This is a genomic window from Thermococcus sp. 9N3, from assembly GCF_012027685.1.
Taxonomy (GTDB): domain Archaea; phylum Methanobacteriota_B; class Thermococci; order Thermococcales; family Thermococcaceae; genus Thermococcus; species Thermococcus nautili.
Genome location: NZ_SNUV01000001.1, coordinates 25,724 through 47,481 on the forward strand (window position 1 = coordinate 25,724; position 21,758 = coordinate 47,481).

General features: G+C 55.7%; 29 protein-coding genes. 19 read left to right on the forward strand and 10 right to left on the reverse strand.

Annotated features, from left to right (window positions below):
• Position 1 precedes the first annotated feature (1 nt).
• The 4 genes from flaJ to E3E30_RS00145 are packed head-to-tail and all read left to right on the forward strand — an operon-like array spanning position 2 to position 5,015.
• The gene (gene flaJ, locus E3E30_RS00130) at positions 2-1,732 is read left to right on the forward strand and encodes an archaellar assembly protein FlaJ (RefSeq protein ID WP_167728823.1); all 1,731 of its coding nucleotides are present in this window, start codon (positions 2-4) and stop codon (positions 1,730-1,732) included.
• Positions 1,729-3,663 carry a hypothetical protein gene (locus E3E30_RS00135; protein WP_167728036.1) on the forward strand — a complete coding sequence of 645 codons (1,935 nt, stop codon included), beginning with the start codon at positions 1,729-1,731 and terminating at the stop codon, positions 3,661-3,663. Before flaJ ends, E3E30_RS00135 begins: the two co-directional genes overlap by 4 nt.
• Before the next feature lie 41 nt (positions 3,664-3,704).
• A complete protein-coding gene (locus E3E30_RS00140) occupies positions 3,705-4,355 on the forward strand; it encodes a protein-L-isoaspartate(D-aspartate) O-methyltransferase (RefSeq protein ID WP_167728037.1) in 651 nt (216 codons plus the stop codon).
• Between the two features lie 39 nt (positions 4,356-4,394).
• Positions 4,395-5,015: an HAD-IB family phosphatase gene (locus E3E30_RS00145; RefSeq protein ID WP_167728038.1), complete on the forward strand. Its 621-nt coding sequence runs from the start codon at positions 4,395-4,397 to the stop codon at positions 5,013-5,015.
• Between the two features lie 135 nt (positions 5,016-5,150).
• Here E3E30_RS00145 and E3E30_RS00150 read toward each other — a convergent pair whose 3' ends face one another.
• Both E3E30_RS00150 and E3E30_RS00155 read right to left on the reverse strand, forming a co-directional pair.
• Positions 5,151-6,368 carry an A24 family peptidase C-terminal domain-containing protein gene (locus E3E30_RS00150; RefSeq protein WP_167728039.1) on the reverse strand — a complete coding sequence of 406 codons (1,218 nt, stop codon included), beginning with the start codon at positions 6,366-6,368 and terminating at the stop codon, positions 5,151-5,153.
• Positions 6,369-6,377: 9 nt separating this feature from the next.
• Positions 6,378-6,542 carry a class III signal peptide-containing protein gene (locus E3E30_RS00155; RefSeq protein ID WP_084606322.1) on the reverse strand — a complete coding sequence of 55 codons (165 nt, stop codon included), beginning with the start codon at positions 6,540-6,542 and terminating at the stop codon, positions 6,378-6,380.
• A 68-nt stretch (positions 6,543-6,610) separates the two neighbouring features.
• Here E3E30_RS00155 and E3E30_RS00160 point away from each other — a divergent pair, with 68 nt between their 5' ends.
• Positions 6,611-6,949 (forward strand): ASCH domain-containing protein, encoded by a 339-nt coding sequence (locus E3E30_RS00160; RefSeq protein ID WP_042690839.1) that lies wholly within the window; start codon positions 6,611-6,613, stop codon positions 6,947-6,949.
• Positions 6,946-7,515 (forward strand): ASCH domain-containing protein, encoded by a 570-nt coding sequence (locus E3E30_RS00165; protein ID WP_167728040.1) that lies wholly within the window; start codon positions 6,946-6,948, stop codon positions 7,513-7,515. The genes E3E30_RS00160 and E3E30_RS00165 overlap by 4 nt, the downstream gene beginning before the upstream one ends.
• Here the strand turns inward: E3E30_RS00165 and E3E30_RS00170 are convergent.
• The gene (locus E3E30_RS00170; protein ID WP_167728041.1) at positions 7,496-7,786 is read right to left on the reverse strand and encodes a hypothetical protein; all 291 of its coding nucleotides are present in this window, start codon (positions 7,784-7,786) and stop codon (positions 7,496-7,498) included. The two genes, E3E30_RS00165 and E3E30_RS00170, sit on opposite strands and share 20 nt — an antisense overlap.
• Before the next feature lie 142 nt (positions 7,787-7,928).
• Here E3E30_RS00170 and E3E30_RS00175 point away from each other — a divergent pair, with 142 nt between their 5' ends.
• Positions 7,929-8,633: a TIGR02253 family HAD-type hydrolase gene (locus E3E30_RS00175; RefSeq protein ID WP_167728824.1), complete on the forward strand. Its 705-nt coding sequence runs from the start codon at positions 7,929-7,931 to the stop codon at positions 8,631-8,633.
• A 70-nt stretch (positions 8,634-8,703) separates the two neighbouring features.
• On the opposite strand, the gene pgsA is transcribed toward E3E30_RS00175, so the two are convergent.
• The 3 genes from pgsA to E3E30_RS00190 are packed head-to-tail and all read right to left on the reverse strand — an operon-like array spanning position 8,704 to position 11,416.
• On the reverse strand, positions 8,704-9,273 hold the full coding sequence (gene pgsA, locus E3E30_RS00180) for an archaetidylinositol phosphate synthase (protein ID WP_167728042.1): 570 nt from the start codon (positions 9,271-9,273) through the stop codon (positions 8,704-8,706).
• 5 nt (positions 9,274-9,278) lie between these two features.
• On the reverse strand, positions 9,279-9,815 hold the full coding sequence (locus E3E30_RS00185) for a tRNA (cytidine(56)-2'-O)-methyltransferase (RefSeq protein WP_167728043.1): 537 nt from the start codon (positions 9,813-9,815) through the stop codon (positions 9,279-9,281).
• Positions 9,815-11,416 carry a transglutaminase domain-containing protein gene (locus tag E3E30_RS00190; protein ID WP_167728044.1) on the reverse strand — a complete coding sequence of 534 codons (1,602 nt, stop codon included), beginning with the start codon at positions 11,414-11,416 and terminating at the stop codon, positions 9,815-9,817. Before E3E30_RS00190 ends, E3E30_RS00185 begins: the two co-directional genes overlap by 1 nt.
• Positions 11,417-11,465: 49 nt before the next feature.
• On the opposite strand from E3E30_RS00190, the gene E3E30_RS00195 reads away from it, so the two are divergent.
• The 8 genes from E3E30_RS00195 to E3E30_RS00230 all read left to right on the forward strand — a co-directional run bounded on the left by E3E30_RS00195 (position 11,466) and on the right by E3E30_RS00230 (position 17,189).
• Positions 11,466-12,236 (forward strand): S-adenosyl-l-methionine hydroxide adenosyltransferase family protein, encoded by a 771-nt coding sequence (locus E3E30_RS00195; RefSeq protein ID WP_167728825.1) that lies wholly within the window; start codon positions 11,466-11,468, stop codon positions 12,234-12,236.
• A 46-nt stretch (positions 12,237-12,282) separates the two neighbouring features.
• Entirely contained in the window at positions 12,283-12,483 is a 201-nt protein-coding gene (locus E3E30_RS00200; RefSeq protein ID WP_167728045.1) for a hypothetical protein, read from the forward strand.
• Entirely contained in the window at positions 12,464-12,940 is a 477-nt protein-coding gene (locus E3E30_RS00205; protein WP_167728046.1) for a type II toxin-antitoxin system VapC family toxin, read from the forward strand. Before E3E30_RS00200 ends, E3E30_RS00205 begins: the two co-directional genes overlap by 20 nt.
• A gap of 13 nt (positions 12,941-12,953) precedes the next feature.
• Positions 12,954-13,520 (forward strand): nicotinamide-nucleotide adenylyltransferase, encoded by a 567-nt coding sequence (locus E3E30_RS00210; RefSeq protein WP_099212015.1) that lies wholly within the window; start codon positions 12,954-12,956, stop codon positions 13,518-13,520.
• A gap of 164 nt (positions 13,521-13,684) precedes the next feature.
• Positions 13,685-14,845: an MFS transporter gene (locus E3E30_RS00215; protein ID WP_167728047.1), complete on the forward strand. Its 1,161-nt coding sequence runs from the start codon at positions 13,685-13,687 to the stop codon at positions 14,843-14,845.
• Positions 14,846-14,867: 22 nt separating this feature from the next.
• Positions 14,868-15,536 (forward strand): hypothetical protein, encoded by a 669-nt coding sequence (locus E3E30_RS00220; RefSeq protein ID WP_167728048.1) that lies wholly within the window; start codon positions 14,868-14,870, stop codon positions 15,534-15,536.
• Between the two features lie 9 nt (positions 15,537-15,545).
• Positions 15,546-16,433: an ABC transporter ATP-binding protein gene (locus E3E30_RS00225; RefSeq protein ID WP_240922478.1), complete on the forward strand. Its 888-nt coding sequence runs from the start codon at positions 15,546-15,548 to the stop codon at positions 16,431-16,433.
• A gap of 6 nt (positions 16,434-16,439) precedes the next feature.
• Positions 16,440-17,189: a nucleotidyltransferase domain-containing protein gene (locus tag E3E30_RS00230; protein WP_167728049.1), complete on the forward strand. Its 750-nt coding sequence runs from the start codon at positions 16,440-16,442 to the stop codon at positions 17,187-17,189.
• On the opposite strand, the gene E3E30_RS00235 is transcribed toward E3E30_RS00230, so the two are convergent.
• The 3 genes from E3E30_RS00235 to E3E30_RS00245 are packed head-to-tail and all read right to left on the reverse strand — an operon-like array spanning position 17,152 to position 18,968.
• Positions 17,152-17,526 (reverse strand): DUF6516 family protein, encoded by a 375-nt coding sequence (locus E3E30_RS00235; RefSeq protein ID WP_167728050.1) that lies wholly within the window; start codon positions 17,524-17,526, stop codon positions 17,152-17,154. The genes E3E30_RS00230 and E3E30_RS00235 overlap by 38 nt on opposite strands.
• Positions 17,501-17,773: a hypothetical protein gene (locus E3E30_RS00240; RefSeq protein ID WP_014121649.1), complete on the reverse strand. Its 273-nt coding sequence runs from the start codon at positions 17,771-17,773 to the stop codon at positions 17,501-17,503. The genes E3E30_RS00235 and E3E30_RS00240 overlap by 26 nt, the downstream gene beginning before the upstream one ends.
• A gap of 13 nt (positions 17,774-17,786) precedes the next feature.
• Entirely contained in the window at positions 17,787-18,968 is a 1,182-nt protein-coding gene (locus E3E30_RS00245) for an MFS transporter (protein WP_167728051.1), read from the reverse strand.
• Between the two features lie 107 nt (positions 18,969-19,075).
• Between E3E30_RS00245 and E3E30_RS00250 the strand changes: the two genes are divergently transcribed.
• Entirely contained in the window at positions 19,076-19,387 is a 312-nt protein-coding gene (locus E3E30_RS00250) for a winged helix-turn-helix domain-containing protein (protein WP_346765881.1), read from the forward strand.
• Positions 19,377-19,655, forward strand: coding sequence for a hypothetical protein (locus E3E30_RS00255; RefSeq protein ID WP_167728052.1), 279 nt, complete (start codon positions 19,377-19,379; stop codon positions 19,653-19,655). Before E3E30_RS00250 ends, E3E30_RS00255 begins: the two co-directional genes overlap by 11 nt.
• A gap of 220 nt (positions 19,656-19,875) precedes the next feature.
• Here E3E30_RS00255 and E3E30_RS00260 read toward each other — a convergent pair whose 3' ends face one another.
• Positions 19,876-20,688, reverse strand: coding sequence for a GNAT family N-acetyltransferase (locus E3E30_RS00260; protein WP_167728053.1), 813 nt, complete (start codon positions 20,686-20,688; stop codon positions 19,876-19,878).
• Between the two features lie 60 nt (positions 20,689-20,748).
• On the opposite strand from E3E30_RS00260, the gene E3E30_RS00265 reads away from it, so the two are divergent.
• Both E3E30_RS00265 and E3E30_RS00270 read left to right on the forward strand, forming a co-directional pair.
• Positions 20,749-21,249 carry a hypothetical protein gene (locus E3E30_RS00265; RefSeq protein ID WP_167728827.1) on the forward strand — a complete coding sequence of 167 codons (501 nt, stop codon included), beginning with the start codon at positions 20,749-20,751 and terminating at the stop codon, positions 21,247-21,249.
• A 62-nt stretch (positions 21,250-21,311) separates the two neighbouring features.
• Entirely contained in the window at positions 21,312-21,758 is a 447-nt protein-coding gene (locus E3E30_RS00270; RefSeq protein ID WP_167728054.1) for a winged helix-turn-helix domain-containing protein, read from the forward strand.

Below are 21,758 nucleotides of genomic sequence, written 5' to 3' on the forward strand. Positions count from 1 at the left end.
AATGGCCGACGAGAAAATCAGCATCTTCACCAAGGCCGACCTAAACATGGAAACCTACCTCAAGAAAGTCCTGCTGCCCTACATGGGAATCTCAGCGGTTCTCTTCATAGTCGTCGGCCTGATGGCGAGGCTTTTTCCAATCCCTACCGGTCTAAGGGTGCTGATGTTCCTAATTCCGATTATCCTCCTCATCTACGCGGCCGTTTACCCCTACATCGTGGCGGACTCGAAGAAGATATCAATCAACTCGAAGATGCCCTACTTCATAACCTACTTCGCCGTGCTCTCAACGAGCGAGATGGGTCGTTCCGACCTCATCAAAATCCTCGCCCAGGACCCTAAGCTCGGTGCAATAGCGAGCGAGCTCAAGAAGGTTCACACCATAGTCAACAGGCTCCACCTTTCGATGCCGGAGGCCTTCCGCTTCCTCGCTAGGAGAACTCCGAGCCAGATGTTCGCCGACTTCCTTGACAGGCTCGCGTATTCCCTCGACAGCGGTGTTGACCTGAAGGAGTACCTCTTCCAGGAGCAGCAGACCGTTATGGACGACTATCAGACCTTCTACGAGGGCGCCCTCTACGACCTCGACATCTTCAAGGAGATTTACGAGTCAATCATCATCTCGGTCGTCTTCATAGCCTCGTTCGTCATCATCGGTCCGATAATCACCGGTATGGACATCGGCAGGATGGGCCTCTACGCCGTTGCCATGACCCTCGCGGCGGAGCTGGGAATACTCCTCGTCGTCAAGTTCAGAATGCCCGAGGACCCAATATGGGCGGACAGCAGGGGAATACGGGACCCTCGCAGGGAGCGTATAAAGCGCGCCGCGATTTACTCAGTCATGGGCATGATTATAACCGCGCTGGTCTACATGCTGATTATAAGGCCCCGCTTCGCAATTCCAACGCCCTTCGCCCTCGCGCTAATCCTGACCCCGTTCTACTACCTCGGGCGCGTCGTGGACAAGGAGGAGAAATCCATATTCAGGAAGGACGAGAACTTTCCGGCCTTCATCAGGAGTCTGAGCTCGTCCCTTGCCGCGAGCGGTGCCTCACTCGTGCTCGTCCTTAAGTACCTCAGCGCCCACGACTTCGGTTCGCTCACCGACGACATCAAGGCCTTGTATAGAAGGCTCGCCATCCGCGTTGACAGGGACAGGGCCTGGGACTTCTTCATCGCCGGAACCGGGAGCTGGTTAATCGGTATATTCTCGGAGATATTCCGCGAGAGCCTCAGGATGGGTGCCGAGCCCGATTACGTCGGTCTCATCATCAGCAGGAACTTTGAGAGGCTCGTCCGCCTCAGGAGGAAGAGACAGCAGAGCATAGCGAGCTTCATAGGCATCATCTACGGTCTGACCGGCGCCTTTGCGTTCTCCCTCGCGGCGTCGTTCCAGGTTGCCGTCTCGATAAGCCAGATGTTCTCCCAGATGAACCTCAACCTCGCCAACAACTACATCGGAGACCTCATCCACATAATCCCTCCCTCCGGAATGGCGTTCCTGACCTACATCATGCTCGCCCTGATGGTTCTCCACTCCCTCCTCGCGGCAATGGTCATCAAGCTCGCCGACGGCGGACACATCCTCGGCTCCGCGAGGTACTTCGTCATACTCGCCTGGATATTCGCGGTTGGAATGTACCTCGGCCAGAGCCTCATGGCGAAGATGATGAGCATGGGTGCCGGAAACGCCGAGATTGTGGCCTATCTCCTGGGGGTGATTCCATGAAGAGGCTGGTCGCTCTCCTGTTTATCCTGCTCCTTCCGCTCGTTGGGGCATCAACGTTCACCGGTTACATAGGGGTGTCCTCGACCGTCGGGGTGGGCAACTACACGGTGACGGTTAAGGACGTCTCGCTGGACGACGGCTCGCTCCTCCTCGACGTTTCCACCCCCAACTGGAGCGGGATGAAAAAGCTTCCTCTCGGCAGCGTGCTTTCCCTTGGTGAACTGAACCTGACGTTCGAAAAGGTATTCCTTGGCTCCAGGTCGCTCGTTTTTCTCTCTGCCCAGTTCCCCTACGTCCTGCCCGGCCAGAACGTCACCCTCGGGCCCTACACGATAGAGGTGCTCTCCGTTGGCAAGGACGGGGTTGAGCTGAAGGTCACCTATGGAAACGAGAGCAAGACCTTTAAGTCCTCCTTCAAGTTCGAGAATCTCGTCGTCAACGTTTCCGGCTTCCTTCCCGTTTACTCTGGCTATTTGAAGCTCAACGAGAGCTTCTCCTTTGCAGGTGAAACCGTAACCTTCACCGGGGCAAAGGTTGAGAACGCAACGAGCGGGTTCATCGAGACGGTGTTCTTCTCCTACGACAACACGACATACGCCCTGCCCGTTGGCAACGAGAGCGTCATCGGCCCGTTCTTGGTCAAGGTGGACGACCTCATAGGGCTCAACTACACCAAGGTTGACGTTCACTTCCTCGGCGTTTCGATGAACCTCACAATCGTTCCAAATGAGGTCTTCTCCCTCGCTCCGGGCCAGACCAAGACCCTCGGCCCCTACGTGTTCCGCTACGACTACCACCTCGGCAACAAGCTCAAGGTTTCCCTCCTCAACCCATGTCAGGTCGTTCTCGCCTCGACTTCCCTCATAGTTTCCAACGTCTCGACGCTCCTTTACCACAAGGGTCTCACCGTTATTCCACTCTCCATTGACGCCAACGGAACTGCCCAGTTCGCGAGCTTCATAAACCCCAACGAGCTCCCCTCCCCTGACAAGGTTGCCAACGTTCTCGTTTCCCTCAGGGACGGAAACGCCAGGCAGTACCTTCCAACGACCCTCACGGTTGAAGTTGAAAACACGGGCAACGTTGCCCTCTCCAACCTCACCGTCAAGTTCGTTCCGGGCGACGTCAAGGTGCTCTCCGAAACGGAGTTCTTCCTGAAGTCCCTGACGCCGGGAGAAAAGAAGGAGTTTAAGCTCGCGGTTCTGCCGATGAAGTCGGGCAACGTCTCCGCCGGAAGGGTCACCGTCACTGCCATGGCCCCGTACGAGCTCGCCTGCGGGGGATACACCCTCCTCAAGTTCTCCTCCAACGAACTTACCCTGAACGTTAAGCCGACCAGGGTCGAGTACTCCCTTAGGGTTTCGGCCCCGGCCAACGCCTCCCTCTACCGGCCCGTTAACCTGACTGTCGTTGTCAGGAACACCGGGGACGAGACGCTTCCCGCGAACTTGACCCTAACCGTTCCGCCCGGTGTTGCGATGGCGTCATCCGGTAACGTTTTCGCCAGCGGAAGCAGGATAGTCCTTCCCCTCTACTTACCTCCCGGCAACGAGAGCGTCGTTAGCTTCGTCCTGATTCCCTACACCCCCGGAGAGAAATCCTTCAAGATAGCGGTGGTTTCGGTTCCAGGGGTCGTCAACGAGACCGGCCTCTCGATAACCGTCCTCAGTGCCGGGACTGAGAAGGAGAACCAAACGGCGCCGACGACGTTCACGACCACGAAGACGATTACGGAAAGGATAAACTCCACCGTCACGATAACGGTTACCAAGACCCAGACGGAGATAAAAACGAAGACGGTAACCTCAACGACCACCTCAAGCGTCCCCTACACCCCGCTCAAGACGAAGCTAATCTGGTTGGTCATCGGAGTGATAATCGGCGCGGGGATAATAATAGCGATAGCCTGGTACCAGGCCAGGTCGTCGTGAGCCTTTTATTCCCTTCTTCCTAACCTTCGCAGGGGGTCTGCATGAACCTTGACGAGCTGTGGAGGAGAACAGTTGAGAACCTCGTTCGCGAGGGAATCATACGGAGCGAAGCGGTTAGGCGGGCTTTTCTGAAGTACCCCCGCTACCTCTTCGTTGAGGAGAAGCACCGGAAGTACGCCCACCTCGACGAGCCGCTGCCGATTCCGGCCGGACAGACGGTAAGCGCCCCCCACATGGTCGCGATAATGCTCGAGCTTGCCGAACTCAAACCCGGCATGAACGTCCTCGAAATAGGAACCGGGAGCGGGTGGAATGCGGCCTTGATTTCAGAGCTCGTCAAGACCGACGTCTACACTGTTGAGAGGATTCCAGAGCTGGTCGAGTTCGCGAGGAGGAACCTGGAGCGTGCCGGTGTAAAAAACGTCCACGTGATTCCCGGCGACGGGACGCTCGGCTTCCCGCCGAAAGCTCCCTACGACAGGATAATCGTAACGGCCGGAGCGCCGGACATACCGAAGCCCTTGGTGGAACAGCTCAAGCCCGGCGGAAAGCTCATAATCCCCGTTGGAAGCTATCACATCTGGCAGGACCTTCTTGAGGTAATCAAGCTTGAAGATGGCTCGATTAAGGTGAAGAACCACGGGGGCGTTGCCTTCGTGCCCCTCATCGGGGAACACGGCTGGAGGGAGTAGGCTTTTAAGTTCGGTCCCTCTTCATAACCCGGTGATAGAATGAGGCTCATAGCTTTCGACGTCGAGGGGACCCTTGTAAAGGCGCGCTCGAGCTGGGTTGAGCTCCACAAGAAGTTCGGCACGTGGGAGAAGGGGAAGGAGTACGCGGAGCTCTTCTTTGCCGGAAAGATTGACTACGCGAAGTGGGCGGAGCTGGACTCTTCCCTCTGGCTCGGCAAAAGCAGGGAGGAAATCCTTGAGTGGGCGAACTCGGTCGAGTACAACGACTACGCCTTTGAGCTGATGGACTTCCTGCGCGAGAACGGCTTCAAAATAGCCCTCCTCTCGAGCGGGCTGATGTGCCTGGCCGGAAGGGTCGCGAGGGAGCTTAAAGCGGACTACGTTTTCGCCAACGAGCTAATCTTCAAGGACGGAAAAGTTGCCGGCGTTGTTCCCTCTGTGGACTTCGAGGGGAAGGGCGCGATACTCAGAAGGCTCAAGGAGGAGCTCAAGCCGGAACTGACGGTGGCCGTTGGAGATGGCTTCAACGACCTCAGCATGTTCCGCGAGGCGGACGTGGCGATAGCGATAAACCCGCACGAGGGAGTCGAAGGCGACCACGTCGTCGAGAGCCTGAGAGAAGTGCGGGAAATAGTTGAGGGACTGATAGGGGGTCGGTGAAGGGCGTGCTCCTCACCGCTCGGCAAAGCAAAAGCTCGTCATCCCCCTGTCGGCCCGGCCGGAACCCCCGGTTCACGATTCCCCAGGGAGGGCGGGCGCCGGGCCGGTAGAAAATGGGGGGAAGGCCTTAAAACTTTAAAGGCCCATCAGCTTGAGCTCGAGGAGCCAGAACAGGTCGCCGATGAAGTAGCTTATCAGGAAACCGAGGAATATCGCCGGGGCGAAGGGCATCGCCTTCTTTCTAAGGAACCTGTTCTCCAGCTTTCCTTCATCCACGAGCCGTTTGAGTTCCTCAATCTGCTCCTTTGTGAGCCCCTCCGCCGTTGGTGATGCTATGACCTTCCCGTAGTCCGGCTTGAGGAGCGAAAGGTCCGCCTTCAGAAGTGCGACCTTGAGCCTCTCGAAGGGGTCGGTTCTGTCGCGCCCGATTTCCCCGTCCTTCTCGAAGATTGTTTCTCCCAGTATGTCCCACTCCCTCAGCTCCTCAACCGGAACCTCCTCGATGAGGACGTTCCTCCTTATGAACTTGACGAGTGCCAGGAACACCTTGAAGGCGTAGAGAAACGCGAGGAGCCTCAGGAATGCCAGGAGTGTGTTCTCAGGGGAGAGGTAGAGGAGGTACGCCAGGACGAGCGCTCCGGCGACGTCTCCGATTCTCCTGAGCTTGCCGAAGATTGTTATGAGGACTATTGCGAGGAGCCAGCCGAGGATGGGGTTCAGTGAGACGCCGAGTCCCTCTTCCAGGATGACCCTTACCCCCAGGGCACCCATAATCCAGAGGGACAGCTCGACGGTGAGGCCGGCACCGGAGACGAGTATCTCTCTGAGCTCCGAGAAGCGCTTCCTCAGGATTATGACGCCGAAGGCGTAGATGAAGATGAACGGGAACACGGCTATGAGGCCGTTGAGGAGGATTGCTATCGGATAGAGCGGGTAGTGGATGTAGTAGGGGGCGATTATCTTGGCCGTGTCTGGCGGGTATGGAAGGAGCGCGGAGAAGCCGGCCAGTATAACCGCGTCGCCGCTCGCCCACGCCCCGATGTAGAATAGGAGCAGGCCGAGAATCAGTCCCACGAACAGGGCTATTATTCCTGAGAGGGCAACCAGAACGCTGCCCTCGCTCAGCCCCTTGTAGAGGTAGTAAAGGATTCCGATTTCAACGGCCGGAACCGGCAGTTTGACGAGCCACTTCGGGAGGGGAACCTCCTCTTCGCCCTCGTCCCAGCCGAGGAACTTTCCGATGAGCGCTAAAAGAACCGAGACGTGGTTGTCGAAGATGAAGCCGGTCTTCAGGTCGGTGTAGGAGGTAACCAAACCCATGACTAGCCCGGCCAGAAGCGGAACCGCGTCCATGCTTCCACCTCACAGGTTTTCGAGGAGCTCTTTCCTGACGCTGTCAACGTAGTTGTTAACGTTCCTGTTGAGGTCTCTCATTGAGTTCAGGACGACCCTCGTCGCCATGAGCACGAGCACGAGAACCGCTGCGAGCATGAATAGGTATTCCAGTGCAGTTTGAGCCCTTCTCATGGTCACTCCCAATAAGGTTACGCCCCAAAGCCTTTAAAAGTTTCCCTGAACTTTCTTCGGGAGCGAAGATGAAGGTTTACAGACTGTTCGTCAAGGAAGAGTATCTGGACTTCATAAAGTCCGGCCAGAAACGGATAGAGGTTCGCGTCGCTTACCCGCAACTCAGGAAAATTCAGCCCGGGGACAAGCTCATCTTCAACGACTCGGTTCCGGCCGTTGTTACCGAGGTCAAACGCTACGAGACGTTTAGACAGGTTCTGCGCGAGGAGCCGATAAAGAAAATCTTTCCCGACGAGCCGAGCTTTGAGAGGGCCGTGAAGAGGTTCCACAACCTCTACCCCAAGTGGAAGGAGAACCGCTACGGTGTTATCGCCATAAAGTTCAAGCTCATCGGTGAGGGACGATGAAGCACCTCGAGTTCGATGGGAAGTACGCAGAAGCGATACTGAAGGGGAAGAAGAGGGCAACCGTCAGGCTGGGCAGAAAACCGAACCTCAGGGAGGGGGACACGGTTCTAATCCACGCCGGCGGCTACGCCCTCGGAAAGGCCGTAATCGAGAGGGTCGAGAGCAAAACTGTGAAGGAGCTCACAGATGAAGATGCATTCCTCGACGGCTTCTCGAGCAGGGAGGAGCTGATTAGGGCTTTGAAGGAGCACTACAAGTACGTAAACGACGACTCCAAGGCCCACGTGATAGTCTTCCGCCTCGTGGAGAAGTTTGACAAACCGGTTATGAGCTCGGACTACGCCTACGAGGGCAACCTGCCGGTTGAGATAGCCGAGAAGGCGTTAAAGTACCTCGACCTGCCCGAGGAGGACAGGAAGCTGATAGAGCTTTTCCTCAAAACGGGAAGCCTGAGGAAAGCGGCCTACAGACTCGGTGGCCTGAACAAGCGCTACCTTATAAGGGACGCGCTGAGAAGGGCATACGAGGAGCTGAAGAAGAAAGGAATCATGGGGCCGAAGCTTTAACGCTCTCAAGGAGCGCTATCGTCTCCTCTCCTTCGACCTCCCTCTTAACGGCCGAGAGCTTAACCGGCATGAGCTTGAAGGTGTTTCCGTTGATGAGGTGCCTGAGGGTCTTCTCAAACTCCTCCATTTCCTTCTCTCCCGCGAAGTCCACCTTGGCTATGAAGTCGTACTCCCCGTAGAGCCACTGCCCGCTCACGGGGAGCTTCTCCAGAACCTCGTCCCTAACGCCCCAGACGAGGAGTATGGCCTCGATTTTCCTCACCTCCGCCATAAAAGGGGGTTGTCCTACGATAAAAGCCTTTCTCAGCTTTTTCCGTCGGACCTACAACCATTCGAAATATTTTCGGGTGAAATTCGTCTTCCCGGCGGGAAGCGTTTTAACGCCCTTCTGGAACCTAAAAACGGTGGTGAAAATGAAGGCGGTCTTCTTCGACTTCGTCGGGACGCTCATAACGAAGGACGGCGAAAACGTAACGCACCTCAACATAATTCGCGAGGTCCTCAGGAGGGCGAACGCCGACCTTGACGCCGAGGAAGTCTGGAGGGCCTACGAGGAGGAGAGCTCGAGGCTCTTCAGCGAGCTGGCAGGCAAAGAAGCGAGGAAAATCCGCGAGGTCGATACGGAAGCTTTAAGGCGCGTCGCAGAGCGCTACGGCTTCTCGGTTCCAAAGGACTTCTGGAACATCAGCCTTGAAATGCACGCTCGCTATGGGGAACTCTTCCCCGATGCCGTCGAGACGATTGAGGCGCTCAAGGCGCTCGGCCTCCACGTGGGAATCATAACCGACTCGGACAACGACTACATCGAGAGCCACCTAAAAGCACTCGGAATCTACGACCTCTTCGACTCGATAACCACCAGCGAGGAAGCGGGCTACTTCAAGCCCCACCCGAGGCCCTTCCAGCTGGCCCTCGAAAAGGCGGGTGTAAAGCCGGAGGAGGCCCTCTACGTCGGCGACAACCCGAGGAAAGACTGCGTTGGGGCCAGGAACGTTGGAATGCTCAGCGTTCTCCTCGACCCGAAGGCTGAGAAGAGGGAGCTCTGGGGCAACTGCGACTTCGTCGTTTCGAAACTCGGCGACGTCGTTGAAATAGTGAAGGGCCTGATGGAAAAATGATGGGGGTCGGCAACGGCAGGGCTCTTCATCGGAGCCTCAGATAGCGAAATTTTCGTCATTCCCCTCTTCTTCACTTCAGCCTCTGGTAGGCGGCGTAAAACCTCTGGACGACGGTTATCCACGCGAGTATTCCGACTATGTAGACGCCGTACTTGACGTATTCCGCCCCGAGGAACGAGAAAACCATCAGGATTATCAGCCTCTCCGCCCTCTCGGCTATACCCACCGCGAGCTTTCCTGAGCCGGCCAGCTCGGCCCTGCAGCGCTCGTAGCTCACCAAGTAGCTTCCCATGAACGTCAGGAAAGCAACTCGCCAGTCGACGAGACTTCCGAGCGCTATTCCAAAGAGCACCGCGCCGTCGCTTATCCTGTCGAAGGTCGAGTCGAGGAACGCCCCGAAGCGGCTCGTCTTTCCGGTCAGCCTCGCCAGCGTTCCATCGAGGGCGTCAATGAGAGAACCTATCAGGAGGGTTAAAGCTGCTAACCTCGGCTCGCGGAGGTAGTATAGGTAGGCCGCGAGGAGGCTTAGGAGAAGGCCTATCACAGTAACCGCGTTCGGCGTCAGTCCGGCCTTTGCGAGGGGCTTAACTATCGCCTCGAGGTAGCCCCTGACGTTCTCTCGATACCTGTTGAGGACCATTTCCTTCACCCGTCGAGCTGGATTACCTTCTTCCCCCTCTCCTGCGGAATTATTTTGAGCTTCGCTCCCTCGAATTCCCTCCTCAGGCCCTCACCGTCGAGGAGCCTGTCGAGGAAAACCGCCAGAGCCGCCACCTCGCTGTGGGGCTGGTTGCCAACTGCCACGTTGTAGTGGGCCAGCTCGTAAACATCTCTCGGAACCTTCTCGGCACCGACGACGATGAGGAAGTCCTTTCCAGCCCCCAGCTCCTCCTTAAGCTTCGGCATCGCGTCGTCTATGTGCACCCCGTACATCGTCAGGTGGACTATAACGCCCCTCTCGCGCCACTCCCTCAGGATTTTCTTCCAGCTGGGGTCGAAGGTTATCTCGAACGGCCCTCCCCAGCGCCTCACGACGTCCTCAACGCTCTCCCTGACGTGCTCGTCTTCCTCGGCGGCGATGATTATTTTGTCGGCTCCGAAGGCCCTCGCCGTCAGGGCCACGTGCGTTGTGATTCGCTTATCCCTCTCCGGCCTGTGGCCGAGTCTGAGCACCGCTATCATCACACCTCACCCGTGAAGACCCTCCAGTAGTAGGTGAAATCATCGCGCCAGGGTATGTCCCTGTAGAACTCGTACAGGACTTTTATGTTTTTCTGGATTTTGTCCGCGCTCCACTCTGAGAGGACCTCGTTCAGCTCGGCCTCGTTGGGTGCCGACGCAAAGAGGAAGAGCGCGTAGAGTTTCTCCTGCTCGTTCAGGCCGTTGAGGACGAGGTCAAGCTTGGAGCGGAGAGACGGCTTTACACGGTTCATAATCACGTTCATAAGCCTGTCCTCGAGGTCGTTCGTGAACTGGGTCGTGACGTCAACGTGGTTGTGGAGGCCGGTTCCGTATTTGAGGGCCACGAGACGGTAGCCCCTGGTCGTTATGAGCTGGTAGAGCCTGGGGAAGTATGGACTGGCTAGGTACTCGTCCAGGGGACCTATGAAGTCGTGGCTGAAGTCAATCACGTACCAGCCGTCGCCGGTGTAGAACTCGGTAATTGGGTGTGCAGTGCAGTCCACGCCGTTGTAGAGGCCTACAACCCTGGCGGGAACGTTTATTGACCTGAGCATCGCCGTTATTAGGATTTGGGCCTCCCTCGGGCTTATGGTTTCCATCCTGAGAAGCTCCTTCGGGTTGAGGGTCGTCGTGTTGTCCGTGAAATTGTAGACTGCCTTAATCCACTTGTAAAGCTCAACCGCCGCCTGGTACTCGGAGCTTGCGTTCCCGATTATCGCCAGAGTTGCGGGTTTAAACGTCGTTGCGTTGAAGGCCGAGCTTGAGTTGTACTTCTCCTCCCAGTACCTGTCAACGATGTGCCCGCTGGCTGTCCAGGCGTAATTCTCCCCGTACGCTTCCTTCAGCTGTTCGACCGTTGCCTCCCAGGGCTGCCAGACGACCTGAATTCTAAAGCTCTTTGCCATGCTCTTCTCAGCTGTTCCGACGCGGTACTGGACGAGAACCGAGACGAAACCGTCGCGGTAGGCGTAGGGTGCCTTGAAGGTGTAGCGCAGGGTCACGCTCTCCTCTGGGGGGATAACCCTCGGAGGTGTTGGCGCCCCGAGAACTTTCATCCCGGGCAGGGGCACGAAGCTCACCTTGAGGAGCTCGACCTCTTCGTCGTACTCGTTGGTTATCTCAACGGTTACGGGAATCTCGTCGCCCCCGAAAACCCTCTTGGGTGCGCTCACGTTCAGCGAGAGCCTCACCGGAACGTTCTCCTCTGTGGAGACGGTTATCCTGAAGTGGCCGTAGAAACCCGTCCAGGTTCTCTTAAGTTCGTCCCGCAGTTCCAGGGAGACCTGGAAGGTGTATATTCCGGGCCTTGAGGGAGCGCGGATTATCCAGACGAGCTGGGTTGACTGGCCGACCTTTAGAACGGGCGGAAACCTTGGCTCCTGGACTATCTGAAAGTTGTCGTTGCCCAGGATTAGTGTGGCCCCGACGAGCCCGACCTTTCCCGTGTTGTTGACGGTCACGATTATGTGGAACGTTCCGCCGGGGGGTACGGTCGTCTTGTCAATCGAGAAGGTAACCTTCGCCGGTGGCTTCACGAGGCAACCGGACGCGAGCACGATGAGCGCGAGTATCAGAAGGACGGCCGTTCTCTTCACCTTCATCTCCAAACCCTTTAAAGCCGAACCGTTAATTAAACTTTGGGTGGTGGGAGTGATAACGCTAACGACGGACTTCGGGCTCAAGGGTCCCTACGTCGGCGAGATGAAGGTCGCGATGCTCCGCGTCAACCCGAACGCAAAGCTCGTTGACGTCACCCACGCGGTGACGAGGTACTCGATAATCGAGGGCTCCTTCATCATGGAGCAGGTGGTCAAGTACTCGCCTCCCGGAACGGTTCACGTCGGAGTCATAGACCCCGGCGTCGGGACCGAGAGGAAGGCGGTAATCATCGAGGGCGACCAGTGGCTGGTCGTTCCGGACAACGGGCTGGCAACGCTTCCGCTCAAGCACATAAACCCGAGATGCGCCTGGGAGATAGACTTCGAGAGGATTAAGCGCTTCACCGGCTGGAGGATAAGCTCTACCTTCCACGGCAGGGACGTCTTTGGGCCGGCCGGCGCGCTCATAGAGAAGGGAGTTTCTCCAGAGGAGTTTGCCCGCGAGATTCCGCTCGATTCGCTGGTTAAGCTCGACGTCGAGCCGAGAAGGGAAGGCGACCTCTGGTTGCTGAAGGTAATCTATGTGGACGACTTTGGCAACGTCATCCTCAACCTTGAGAACTACGGAAGGCCGAAGGCGGTTGAATTACCCGACTTCGGGCTGAGGATTCCTTACCTCGACGCCTACGGCTACGTGAAGCCGGGGGAGCTTCTAGCTTTGCCGGGAAGCCACGACTACCTCGAGATTGCCGTCAACCAGGGGAGCGCGAGCGAGAGGCTCAGCCTGAAGGTCGGGGACGAGGTCAGGGTGAGGCTGGTTTAGAAAGGGTTTTGAGTAAATTGCAACGAGTTTAATATGGGTGAAAAGAATGGGTGAGATAACTCTTCGGGTTCGCGTTCCAGACGGAATGGAGCGACTGTTTGAGCGGGAAGTAAAGGCTCTGGTTAGGGCGTTCGAAGGCGGAAAGAAGGGACCGAGGGTCACTCTCGACGATGTGTTTGGCATTGTGAAGAGCGAGAAGAGTGCCAAGGAGCTGAGGTTGGAGGCCTATGAGGAGCTCTTTGGTTGATTCGTCGGTTATCATTGAGGCCCTAAAGGGCAATCCCGTTGCCAAGCGAGTGCTTCAATCAATTGGAAACGATTCGAAGTTTACAAATCCAATAATTTTCAGCGAGGTCCTGTTTGTTTTTCTAAAACTCGTTACTGGCAAGAGCTACCTTACGCTAAGGGGCAATCCTGAAGAGGTTGAAAAACACAGGGATAAGCTTGAGAAGGTATATCTCTACCTCAGGGACAATTTCTCGGAGCTTCCCCTCACTGAGGAGATAGAAGAAAAGGCCTTTGAGTTCGTTCTGAATTACGGCTTGCTCCCCAATGATGCCCTAATCCTTGCCACTGCGAAATTCTATGACCTAACTCTGGTTACCCTCGATTCCGACTTCGTCGATGCCGCCAAAAGTGAGGGAGTAAAAATTGTCCTGGGTGATTCGTTCGGCGAAACTGAACGGGTCGTTCAAAAAGGTTGAACGAGGTGGTTGCATGGTCAAACGCGGTCTCTTCGTCGGTCGTTTCCAGCCCGTCCACAACGGACACATGAAGGCTCTCGAATTTGTCTTCTCGCAGGTTGACGAGGTCATTATCGGAATCGGGAGCGCCCAGGCCAGCCACACGCTCAAGAACCCATTCACGACGAGCGAGAGGATGGAGATGCTGATAAGGGCCCTCGATGAGGCGGAGTTCCCAAAGAAGCGCTACTACCTGATTCCTCTCCCGGACATCAACTTCAACGCCATCTGGGCGACCTACGTGGTTAGTATGGTGCCCCGCTTCGACGTCGTCTTCACCGGGAACTCGCTCGTCGCCCAGCTCTTCCGCGAGAAGGGCTACGAGGTCATCGTTCAGCCGATGTTCAGGAAGGACATCCTCTCGGCAACGGAGATAAGGAAGCGCATGGTCGAGGGGAAGCCATGGGAGGATTTGGTGCCGAGGAGCGTCGCCGAGTTCATTCGAGAAATCAAGGGCTGCGAGAGAATCAGAATGCTCGCGACCAACCTTGAGAAGAACGAGAAAGAGTTGCAGGCGCCGATAAGGATTCCGGAGTTCTGACGGCATTTTCATTTTAACGTCCGGTTGTCAACCCATGTATCTAGAAAGTTTTAAATTCCGAGATTCTTTTTGGTTCTTGGATTTGTCTATTATCTGATGTGGGGGGTGTTTCTATTCCCTTTCCTCCCCACCCTTCCAAATCGCTGAACTCAATCTCTATGAAAATGATTCTGGTTAGTGTTGTTATCTTTTACAGCAGAAACATCATAACGCCTGTTCTCACAGTTTACTTCAAGGATGCCCTTGGTCTGAGCTATTCACAGGTTGGCTACCTGTATTCGCTCTATCTTCTCGTCATGTTTGCAACCGACGTTTTTACAGGCGGAATTGCCGACAGGTACGGAAGAAGGAAAACCCTCGCCATCGGTCTGCTCCTTTACGGCCTCAGCATGGCACTCATAGGTGCTTTCCGTAACTTCTTCGTATGTGCTCCAGCCTATGCCCTTGCCGCTCTTGGTTCTTCCTTCATCTCGGGGACCCTTCAGGCTTGGTACTTCACAGAGGTCAAAACCCGGGGTTTGGAAAGGAATGAGACCAAGAAGGCCTACGGTTTGTTGAGGTCGATAAACAGTGCGAATTCACTCCTGATAGGTATTATCACTGCCACAATCGTTGCTCTCACAGGGATGAGGAGTGTTTTCTACGCCGCGGCCGTCCTGAACTTTCTCGGGGCCCTTCTTGCGGTTCTCCTTCTTAACGAAAACTACGGAGATAAGGGGAAGAGTATCCTGTCAATAGTTAGGGAGGGTATTTCCTTCATTATCCACACTCACATTCTGCGCTACCTTTTTATCGCGGATATGCTCTTTACACTTCCCCACTTACACTTCATATACGTGTGGCAACTATACTTTACCAACGTTCTTAACCTCAAAGTGGAAACTCTTGGCTTGCTCTACTCTCTGAAATCCGTGATGGGCATATTGGCAGGATTTCTGATTTTGTGGGTTGGAAAGGGTAAGAAGGAATCCCACGCTCCGCTGTTTAGGGTTTCTCTTTCATTGATGCTCCTCTCCTATCTGCTGTTCGCTGGAATGCACGCCAAAATTATAGGTGTCTTTGCACTTGCTCTATACTCCCTCGGAGAGGCGATTTACTTCACCGGTTACACTCTCTTAATCAATGATGTCATTCCAAACGAGTACCGCAGTACAATAATCTCGACGAGGATGAGCGCCTCCGCTTTGGTTGGCGCCTTGTTCTACGCTCTAATTGGCAGATTGGTGAATTTTTCTGGACTCGTCGGAAGTTTTGCCCTTATGATACCTGTGTTTGCTCTCCTTGGCCTCATTTACATATGGGTTTTTAGAATGGTGAGCACCTAACTTAATATTCGGAGGCAAAGAAATGAAGCTAACACTCGCCCAGCTCCGCGAAGAAGTAAAGTACACCGCGAAGCACATAGGGCTTAATCTGATTTCCATCCCCTGGGTAACGGCGACAATCTACTGGCTGTCCAGCTGGTTTCCAGTTTCGAGCGGGACAATCGTGGGCCTCTCCAGCGTTTCGCTCGCCATAATGTTCCCGCTCTTCTTCAGCGGGGCGGTTTTCCGGGAGAAACTCCTTGGCATTCACGAGCTCCTTCTCTCGCTCCCGTTTCCTCCCACGCGCCTCCTCCTGCTCAAAACGCTTGCCGGGTTCGTCATTGAAGTGACTGGAATCCTCCTGGGAAGCTTCGTCGGACTGCTCCTCGCCTGGCACAGCGGGGCTCACATTCCGTTGACCCTCATGCTCTCTGGCCTGCTGATTTCAATGCCCCTGCTCTTCACCTTCACTTTCTTCGTGATTCTGACAACGCTCCTCTTCCAGTCCGCGTGGTTCAGCGCCGTGAAAGTTGCCGTGGGTTTCGTGGCGTTCTTTGTTCCCCTCTACGTCCCGAAATACTTTGGAAACGTTCTGTCCTTGAAGCTCGCCCTCGTATTGTCCCTTGCCATTTCGGCTGGGATTTCAATTCCCTCACTCACAATCGTGAAGTCCCTGGGCGACCGCCTCGCCGAGAGGATGGTGCTCGTCTAAGGTGGTTCCATGATAGTCCTTGAGAACGTTCGGAAGGCCATAAAGGGAAAAGAAGTCCTCCGCGGGGTAAGCTTGACCGTAAAGCCGGGCGAAATCCACGCCTACCTCGGCCACAACGGGGCCGGCAAGACAACAACCTTCCGGCTGGTTCTCGGTCTCCTCGTCCCCGACTCGGGTAAGGTTGAGGTTCTTGGCCTCAATCCGCTCAAGAACCCTGAGGTGAGGGCCGAAATCGGCTACCTCCCGGAGTACGACCTCCTCTATCCAAACCTCACTGTCCTCGACAACCTCAGACGCTACGTCCTGCTGAAGGGAGTTTACGACGAGAATGAACTTAGAGAGCTCCTCGACTTCTTCGAACTTGAAGAATACGCGGACAAAAAGGTCTCCTCCCTCTCCAGTGGGACGCGGAGGAGGGTCGCGATAGCGCGGGCCTTTCTCGGAAGCCCCGATGTTCTAATCCTCGACGAGCCGACGAGGGGCCTCGACCCCGAGTGGAGGCTGAGGTTCAAGCGGTTCCTGAGGGAGTACGCGAGGAAGAACGACACCTCCATCGTTTTCTCGACGCACATCCTCAGCGACGTCGATGAGGTCTGCGACACCGTGACGGTAATCCGCGAGGGTCGGGTTCTCTTCTCCGGAAGCCTGGGGGAGTTCAGGAAGAGCGCGCCGGCGGAAGAGGCCGTCCTCGTGAAGGTGGCCGATGTTGAGAGGGCCATCGCGGTTCTCCGGGAGAGGGGCTATTCCCCCGAGGTCGTGAATGGTTACATAGCCCTGAGGAACGCCGAGCCGTCGGAGGTGAACGCGCTCCTCGTGAAAGCCGGCCTGAGGGTCGAGGAGATTAAAAGGACGGAGCCGAGCCTTGAGGAGGTCTACGCGAGGCTTTATGAGGGGTGATTTGCGGTGCGTCCCTGGGAAGTTGCCCTCGGAAAGTTCCTCAAGCCCTGGGAAGAAAACGAGGTCGTTGAGGCCGCTATCCTCACGGGAAGCTACGCCCTCGGTCTTCAAACTCCCCGCTCGGACGTGGACGTTTACGTAATCCTCTCCGACGATGTGGGCTGGCGGGAGAGAGGAAACGTTTTCGTGGACGGCTTTTTGATTGAGTACTTCGCGAACCCAGTACGGGCCATTAGGAGGTACTTTGAGGAGGAGCTGGTTCAAAACAGCAGGGGCACCGCGAGGATAATCCTAACCGGAAAAGTCCTCTTCGACAAGGCGGGTATTGTAGAGACCCTTCGAGCCGAGGCCGAGGAGTACATGAGGAAGCCGTTTCCAAAGCCCGACCCCCTGAAAGTCAAACTGGCCAAGTACTTCCTCTGGGACGCTCTGGACAGTTTAAAGAACGCCGAGGAAAGGGGAAACCCAGACTACGCTTACCTCTATCACCTGACCCTGAAGAGGGCGCTTGAGTCCTACGCCCGATTTCTCGGGACTGAAATACCCCCTGCGGACAAAGTTTATCGGCTCTTCAGCGATAAGGCCTTCAGAAGGGCTTATCTCTTCCCGAATTTTCCGGATGATGAACTCGTTGCCCTCTTCCTCAGGGCCATGAAAGAAGTCAAAACCGAGAACGCCGAGGTGTTAGTAAACCACGTCCTTGAGAAGATGGGCGGTTTCAGCATAGATGGCTGGAGGCTGAGGACTGGGGTTTAATTTTCTCCTCAATAACTCTCAGGATGTCTTCAAGAGAGATTTCTTTTGAAGGCTGGACGTTGTCTTTTGAGCCGACGTGCTTGTGGTGGGGATAAGTCTCAACATCTTTGTGGTGTGGAGCGTTGTCCCAGCGGACTATAAGCTTTCCGTCCTTCTGCCATTGAAAAGAGTAGTTATACTCATCCTCCGATACGAATTCCCGGATGTAAAGAACGCTCCCATCTATTAGCTCTGCCCCGATTTTCAGGAAATAAAAGCTGTCCCCTTCTTTGTAGTCGAGGATTTCGTAGCTTTTGACTGCTGAGCTCTTCTCAAGCGATTCTAACTCTCTCAGCATGTTCAATCTCCTTTAGCCTCTTCTCCAGCTCCTCAAGCTTCTTGACATAGGCCTTCCACTCGATGTAGTCGTCCCAGGCCTCGAAGGATTCTTCCGAGTTCGTAAGTTTTCTCTCAAACTCCTTCAGCGTCATGCCGTATTTCTTCTCGAAGGCCCTCACTCTTTCCCGTATAGGGGCCAGCTCGGAGATTACTCTTAGCCTCTCGTATGTCAACACGTCTCTCTTTGAAACCACAACCTCACTCATCCCTACCACGTTCCTAACTCGCGGTTCTTGAATAAATACCTTTCCTAGCCAGCCACCAGAACATCGCCCCCGCCAAAAGGAACAGCCCGAAGCTCACAGCGTAGGGCAGCGTTGGGTGAAGGCTTGCCAGCGCTCCCGCAACGAAGGGCGTAAAGAGGGCGAGGAGCTTCCGGTAGCTCGATATCGCCGAGTGAAACTCGCTGGCCTTCTCCTTTGGAATGAGTTTGAACATCCAGGAGCGGTAGAAGGGGAACCAGAACGTGCTCCCGAAGTCGCCGACCGCGTAGACGAGAAGGGCGAGCCAGAAGGGTGGTGAGAGCGCCATCACCAGCGCGTAGAATGCGTTAATCAGCATGCCAGCCCCTATCGCCTGGAATCCCTTCCCCTTCGGAACCCTCTCGCTCGCGTAGGTTCCTATTATCGAAGCCAGACTGCTCGCGCAGGCTATCAGCGTCACTTCGAACACGGTCTTGTGGAGCACGAAGACGACGTAGTTAATCAGCACGATTTCGGGAGCTAAAGACCAGGCGAGCGTCAGCAGGGCCTCGAAGGCGAGGAGGAACTTGAACTCGCCGGCCTTGAAGGTGAAGCCCTCCGGTGTTATCCTCTCCTCCCGACTAACGGAAGGGAGGAACCGCCAGATGTACGCTACCGTGACGGCCGAGAAGAGACCGAAGAGCAGAAACGCCCAACGGTAGCTCTCCGGCCCAGGATAAACGTAGCCGAGGATGTAGCCCATAATCGGGAAGGTGATAAGCCGAGATATCTCGGGCAAGCGGAGATGCCAGGCAAAGATTTCCTCGTACTTGTCCTCCGGGTAGATTACCTGCTCGTAGGCCCGGTAGAGCGGATAGAGAACCGTCGAGAGCTTCTCAATCGTTCTGCCGGCGAAGAGCATAATTGGAGCTATCGCACCCTTGGCAAGGCCGTACAAAACGTAGGCGATGCCGTCTAAAACGTCTATCGCGATAAGGCCCTTCTTGATGTCCCAGCGGTTGAAGAGCCGGCCGAAGAGGTAAGTTAGGGGAATCGCGATTATGTTGACAGCTGTAAAGAACGCCCCGACCTCTAAGATTGAGTAGCCGGTCTCCATGAGGTAGAGCGGGAAGAGTATCCAGACTATCAGGCCGGGAGCAATGAGCGTGTGGTAGAGCATGTAGGCTTTGGCATCCTTCGGAATCTCGCTCCAGCGCATTTGAAGCCCCGTTCAGATTACGCTCCAGATTTAAAGATTTTTCTCTTCCCTGTGGTTCGACTGGTCAGTGCCAAAACCTTTAAATGTAATCAAATGATTACATGTTAGTGAGTGATTACATGCGGCTGGAGGAGATAGCGAAGCTCCTTGACGGCCTTGGACACCCGCTCAGACTCAGGATAGTCGCCTTGCTCGCGGAAGAGGGAAGGCCAATGTACCTCAATGAGATAGCCCGCTCCCTGGGAGTAAGCAGGGGGCTGGCAAAGATACACCTGAAAAAGCTTGAAAAGGCCGGAATCGTGAAAAGCAGGCTTGTGATTGATGAGGAGAAGGGCAAGGCCCTTCGATTCTATGAGCTTCTGCCCTTTGAGCTTCACGTAAGTCCCGAGTCCATAAGGGGGTGGTTGGATGGGGAGTAGAACCATCTTCCTGGCGGGAATCTGGGCCTTCGCAATCGTCGTTTCCATAGGAATCCTCTGGGGAATGAAACTCACACCGGATGACGCGATTTTTGGCGTTGTGTTCGTCCTCCTGCTCTCGTCGGCCCTGTCCTGGGGCGTTGTTCGTACCATTCCGGAGGAGTCCCGGGGCCCGTCTCAGCTGACGAGGAAGCTTGAGGAGATTGAGAAGAGGCTCGGGGGAATTGAGGAGAAGGTGGAGAAGATAGAGAAGTTTATAGAAGAATGACCATCCGCACGTTTTCTTTTTACCGCAGGCATTTTACGTAAATCGGCGCCGGCTCGTTCCACTCGGGATATGGGTCTACTCCGTCCTTAAATCCCGTTCAATGGCCCTAAGGCCAGCCTCGTTGAACCACTCTGGAAGGCCCCGGGCTATCTGGAGGCAGCAGCTCTCTCATCCGCTCTGCTGAGAGGGCGAATATCATGATGGTCCCCCTGTTTTGCTCTCACGTGAGCTTCTTCCTGAAAACCAGAACGTTCGGCTCCTCCCTCTCGTCCCAGGGGAGAAGTCCGAGCCTCCTGAGCCCGGGCAGGAGCGGTTTGACCCCGCTCGGGAGCATAACGTCAAATCTCTCCTTCCCCCTCTCGCGGGCCACCCATGCCATAGCAGGAAGCATCGCCTTGAGCGTGGCCAAGCCGACGTCGAGGGGTATGAACGTCGCTCCCTTTTTCGAGACGAGGAAGCGAAAGCCGTTGAAGTCGTAGAGCTCCGCGTTGAGCTTAATCCACTCCAGAGCCTCCTCGCTCCTCCTCACGAAGCGCCAACCTACAGGAATGAGGCCGAGCGTCAGGTCGCCCAGCTCTGGCTCGATTCGCTCGGGCTCTTCCGGCTGGAAATCCTTTGTATTCGCCCCGAAAACGAAGAACTTCGCTTTGACGTGGAAGCCTGTCTTTTCGGCCATCGAGATGCTCTCGCGGTTGAGGAAGTAGGTTGCGAACTCAAGGGCCTCAATCCTGCCTTCCCTCGCGAGTCTCTCACCAAGCTGGAGCATGAAGTCGTGGAGCTTCCGCCCAAAGCCTCTGCCCCGGTAGTCGGGATGAACCCTCAATCCTTCGAGCCAGCCGACCTTTCCGGGCAGAATGGTTAGCTTCGCCGTGCCGACAACCTTTCCGTCCACCTCGAGGGCGTAAAAACCTCCGTCCTCAAGCCACTCGTCGAAGACCCGCGCTAGATAATCCTCTCCGTCCCAGGTCAGCCTCGCTATCTCCTCAATGAAGGGCCTATCTTCCGGCCTTGCCTCGCGTATGAGCATGAACATCACCGCCCTAAGTTGGGGAAACCTTTTAAGGGCCTTTCCCAATTACGCTAGGTGGTGTTAATGAAGCGCCCCGTCGCAATCATCGTTGTCCTGCTCGTCCTCTCAGCTTCCCTCGGCTACGCCTACCACGAGAAGAGCGCTACGGTTGATGAAGCCAGGGCTGGCCTAATGGCCGTCTCCAACACCGCCCTCTTCTGTCTGTCGGACCTGGGTGCCCTCGAAACGATGCTCGAAAACAACGCGAGCGAGGAACTCGTTAGGGAGAGGGTTGGGAGGTACGCCTTCTGCTCCCTTATGCTCAGTGAAGCTTCCTCGTCCCTTTACGAGGTCACCGGGGAGGAAATTTACTGGAACGTTCACGTTGCAGCCTCAAACCTAGCCGACTTCTTCAACCACGCTAAGAACAGCAAAGACCCGAGAAAACCCGTGGCCGAGAACCTAGACGTCCTCCTGCATATTGACCGCGAGGTTTCGGGGATGTACCGGGCGTGGACAAGGGGCAACGTCACAGAAAGCATGGCTTCCCAGCTCCTCAACCTGACGGAAGGCCTCTCGTGGTGAGCCATTAAAACTGCTCACCGCTGACCGGAAACGCTAAAGGACTGACCACCCAATCATTAACCATGCCCGATGAGGAACTCGCCAGGGAAGTACAGGAGCTCAGGAAGGCGCTCGAAGAGCTCAGGGAGAGCTTTGCCCTCGTTTCCCAGCTGGCGCAGGCTTATCTTCGCCTTATCAACCTCTACGCCCAGTACGGCGGGCTGGGAATAGAGGTGGCCGTTCCAGAGGTTACCGACCCCATATCGAGGGAAATCGTCCGGATTCTCTTCGACCTCAAGCGGGCGAACGTGAGCGAGATAGCGCGGGAGCTGAAGGGCAGGCGCGGAAAGGCCTCGCGGAACACCGTGAGGACCAAGCTGAGGGAGCTCAGGGAGATGGGAATCGTCGTTGAGGTTCCCGGCGAGAGGGGAAAGACCTACGCCCTCTCCAGGCAGGTGGTCAAAAAGTGGCTCGAAATAATCGGAATCCCGATTAACCTTGACCGGGCTAATGATTATCGAGGTGGTTGA

Coding starts and splice junctions, on each gene's coding strand:
- flaJ (WP_167728823.1), top strand. CDS start 2: ATGGCCGACGAGAAAATCAGCATCTTCACCAAGGCCGACCTAAACATG.
- E3E30_RS00135 (WP_167728036.1), top strand. CDS start 1,729: ATGAAGAGGCTGGTCGCTCTCCTGTTTATCCTGCTCCTTCCGCTCGTT.
- E3E30_RS00140 (WP_167728037.1), top strand. CDS start 3,705: ATGAACCTTGACGAGCTGTGGAGGAGAACAGTTGAGAACCTCGTTCGC.
- E3E30_RS00145 (WP_167728038.1), top strand. CDS start 4,395: ATGAGGCTCATAGCTTTCGACGTCGAGGGGACCCTTGTAAAGGCGCGC.
- E3E30_RS00150 (WP_167728039.1), bottom strand. CDS start 6,368: ATGGACGCGGTTCCGCTTCTGGCCGGGCTAGTCATGGGTTTGGTTACC.
- E3E30_RS00155 (WP_084606322.1), bottom strand. CDS start 6,542: ATGAGAAGGGCTCAAACTGCACTGGAATACCTATTCATGCTCGCAGCG.
- E3E30_RS00160 (WP_042690839.1), top strand. CDS start 6,611: ATGAAGGTTTACAGACTGTTCGTCAAGGAAGAGTATCTGGACTTCATA.
- E3E30_RS00165 (WP_167728040.1), top strand. CDS start 6,946: ATGAAGCACCTCGAGTTCGATGGGAAGTACGCAGAAGCGATACTGAAG.
- E3E30_RS00170 (WP_167728041.1), bottom strand. CDS start 7,786: ATGGCGGAGGTGAGGAAAATCGAGGCCATACTCCTCGTCTGGGGCGTT.
- E3E30_RS00175 (WP_167728824.1), top strand. CDS start 7,929: ATGAAGGCGGTCTTCTTCGACTTCGTCGGGACGCTCATAACGAAGGAC.
- pgsA (WP_167728042.1), bottom strand. CDS start 9,273: ATGGTCCTCAACAGGTATCGAGAGAACGTCAGGGGCTACCTCGAGGCG.
- E3E30_RS00185 (WP_167728043.1), bottom strand. CDS start 9,815: ATGATAGCGGTGCTCAGACTCGGCCACAGGCCGGAGAGGGATAAGCGA.
- E3E30_RS00190 (WP_167728044.1), bottom strand. CDS start 11,416: ATGAAGGTGAAGAGAACGGCCGTCCTTCTGATACTCGCGCTCATCGTG.
- E3E30_RS00200 (WP_167728045.1), top strand. CDS start 12,283: ATGGGTGAGATAACTCTTCGGGTTCGCGTTCCAGACGGAATGGAGCGA.
- E3E30_RS00205 (WP_167728046.1), top strand. CDS start 12,464: ATGAGGAGCTCTTTGGTTGATTCGTCGGTTATCATTGAGGCCCTAAAG.
- E3E30_RS00210 (WP_099212015.1), top strand. CDS start 12,954: ATGGTCAAACGCGGTCTCTTCGTCGGTCGTTTCCAGCCCGTCCACAAC.
- E3E30_RS00215 (WP_167728047.1), top strand. CDS start 13,685: ATGATTCTGGTTAGTGTTGTTATCTTTTACAGCAGAAACATCATAACG.
- E3E30_RS00220 (WP_167728048.1), top strand. CDS start 14,868: ATGAAGCTAACACTCGCCCAGCTCCGCGAAGAAGTAAAGTACACCGCG.
- E3E30_RS00225 (WP_240922478.1), top strand. CDS start 15,546: ATGATAGTCCTTGAGAACGTTCGGAAGGCCATAAAGGGAAAAGAAGTC.
- E3E30_RS00235 (WP_167728050.1), bottom strand. CDS start 17,526: ATGCTGAGAGAGTTAGAATCGCTTGAGAAGAGCTCAGCAGTCAAAAGC.
- E3E30_RS00240 (WP_014121649.1), bottom strand. CDS start 17,773: ATGAGTGAGGTTGTGGTTTCAAAGAGAGACGTGTTGACATACGAGAGG.
- E3E30_RS00245 (WP_167728051.1), bottom strand. CDS start 18,968: ATGCGCTGGAGCGAGATTCCGAAGGATGCCAAAGCCTACATGCTCTAC.
- E3E30_RS00255 (WP_167728052.1), top strand. CDS start 19,377: ATGGGGAGTAGAACCATCTTCCTGGCGGGAATCTGGGCCTTCGCAATC.
- E3E30_RS00260 (WP_167728053.1), bottom strand. CDS start 20,688: ATGTTCATGCTCATACGCGAGGCAAGGCCGGAAGATAGGCCCTTCATT.
- E3E30_RS00265 (WP_167728827.1), top strand. CDS start 20,749: ATGAAGCGCCCCGTCGCAATCATCGTTGTCCTGCTCGTCCTCTCAGCT.
- E3E30_RS00270 (WP_167728054.1), top strand. CDS start 21,312: ATGCCCGATGAGGAACTCGCCAGGGAAGTACAGGAGCTCAGGAAGGCG.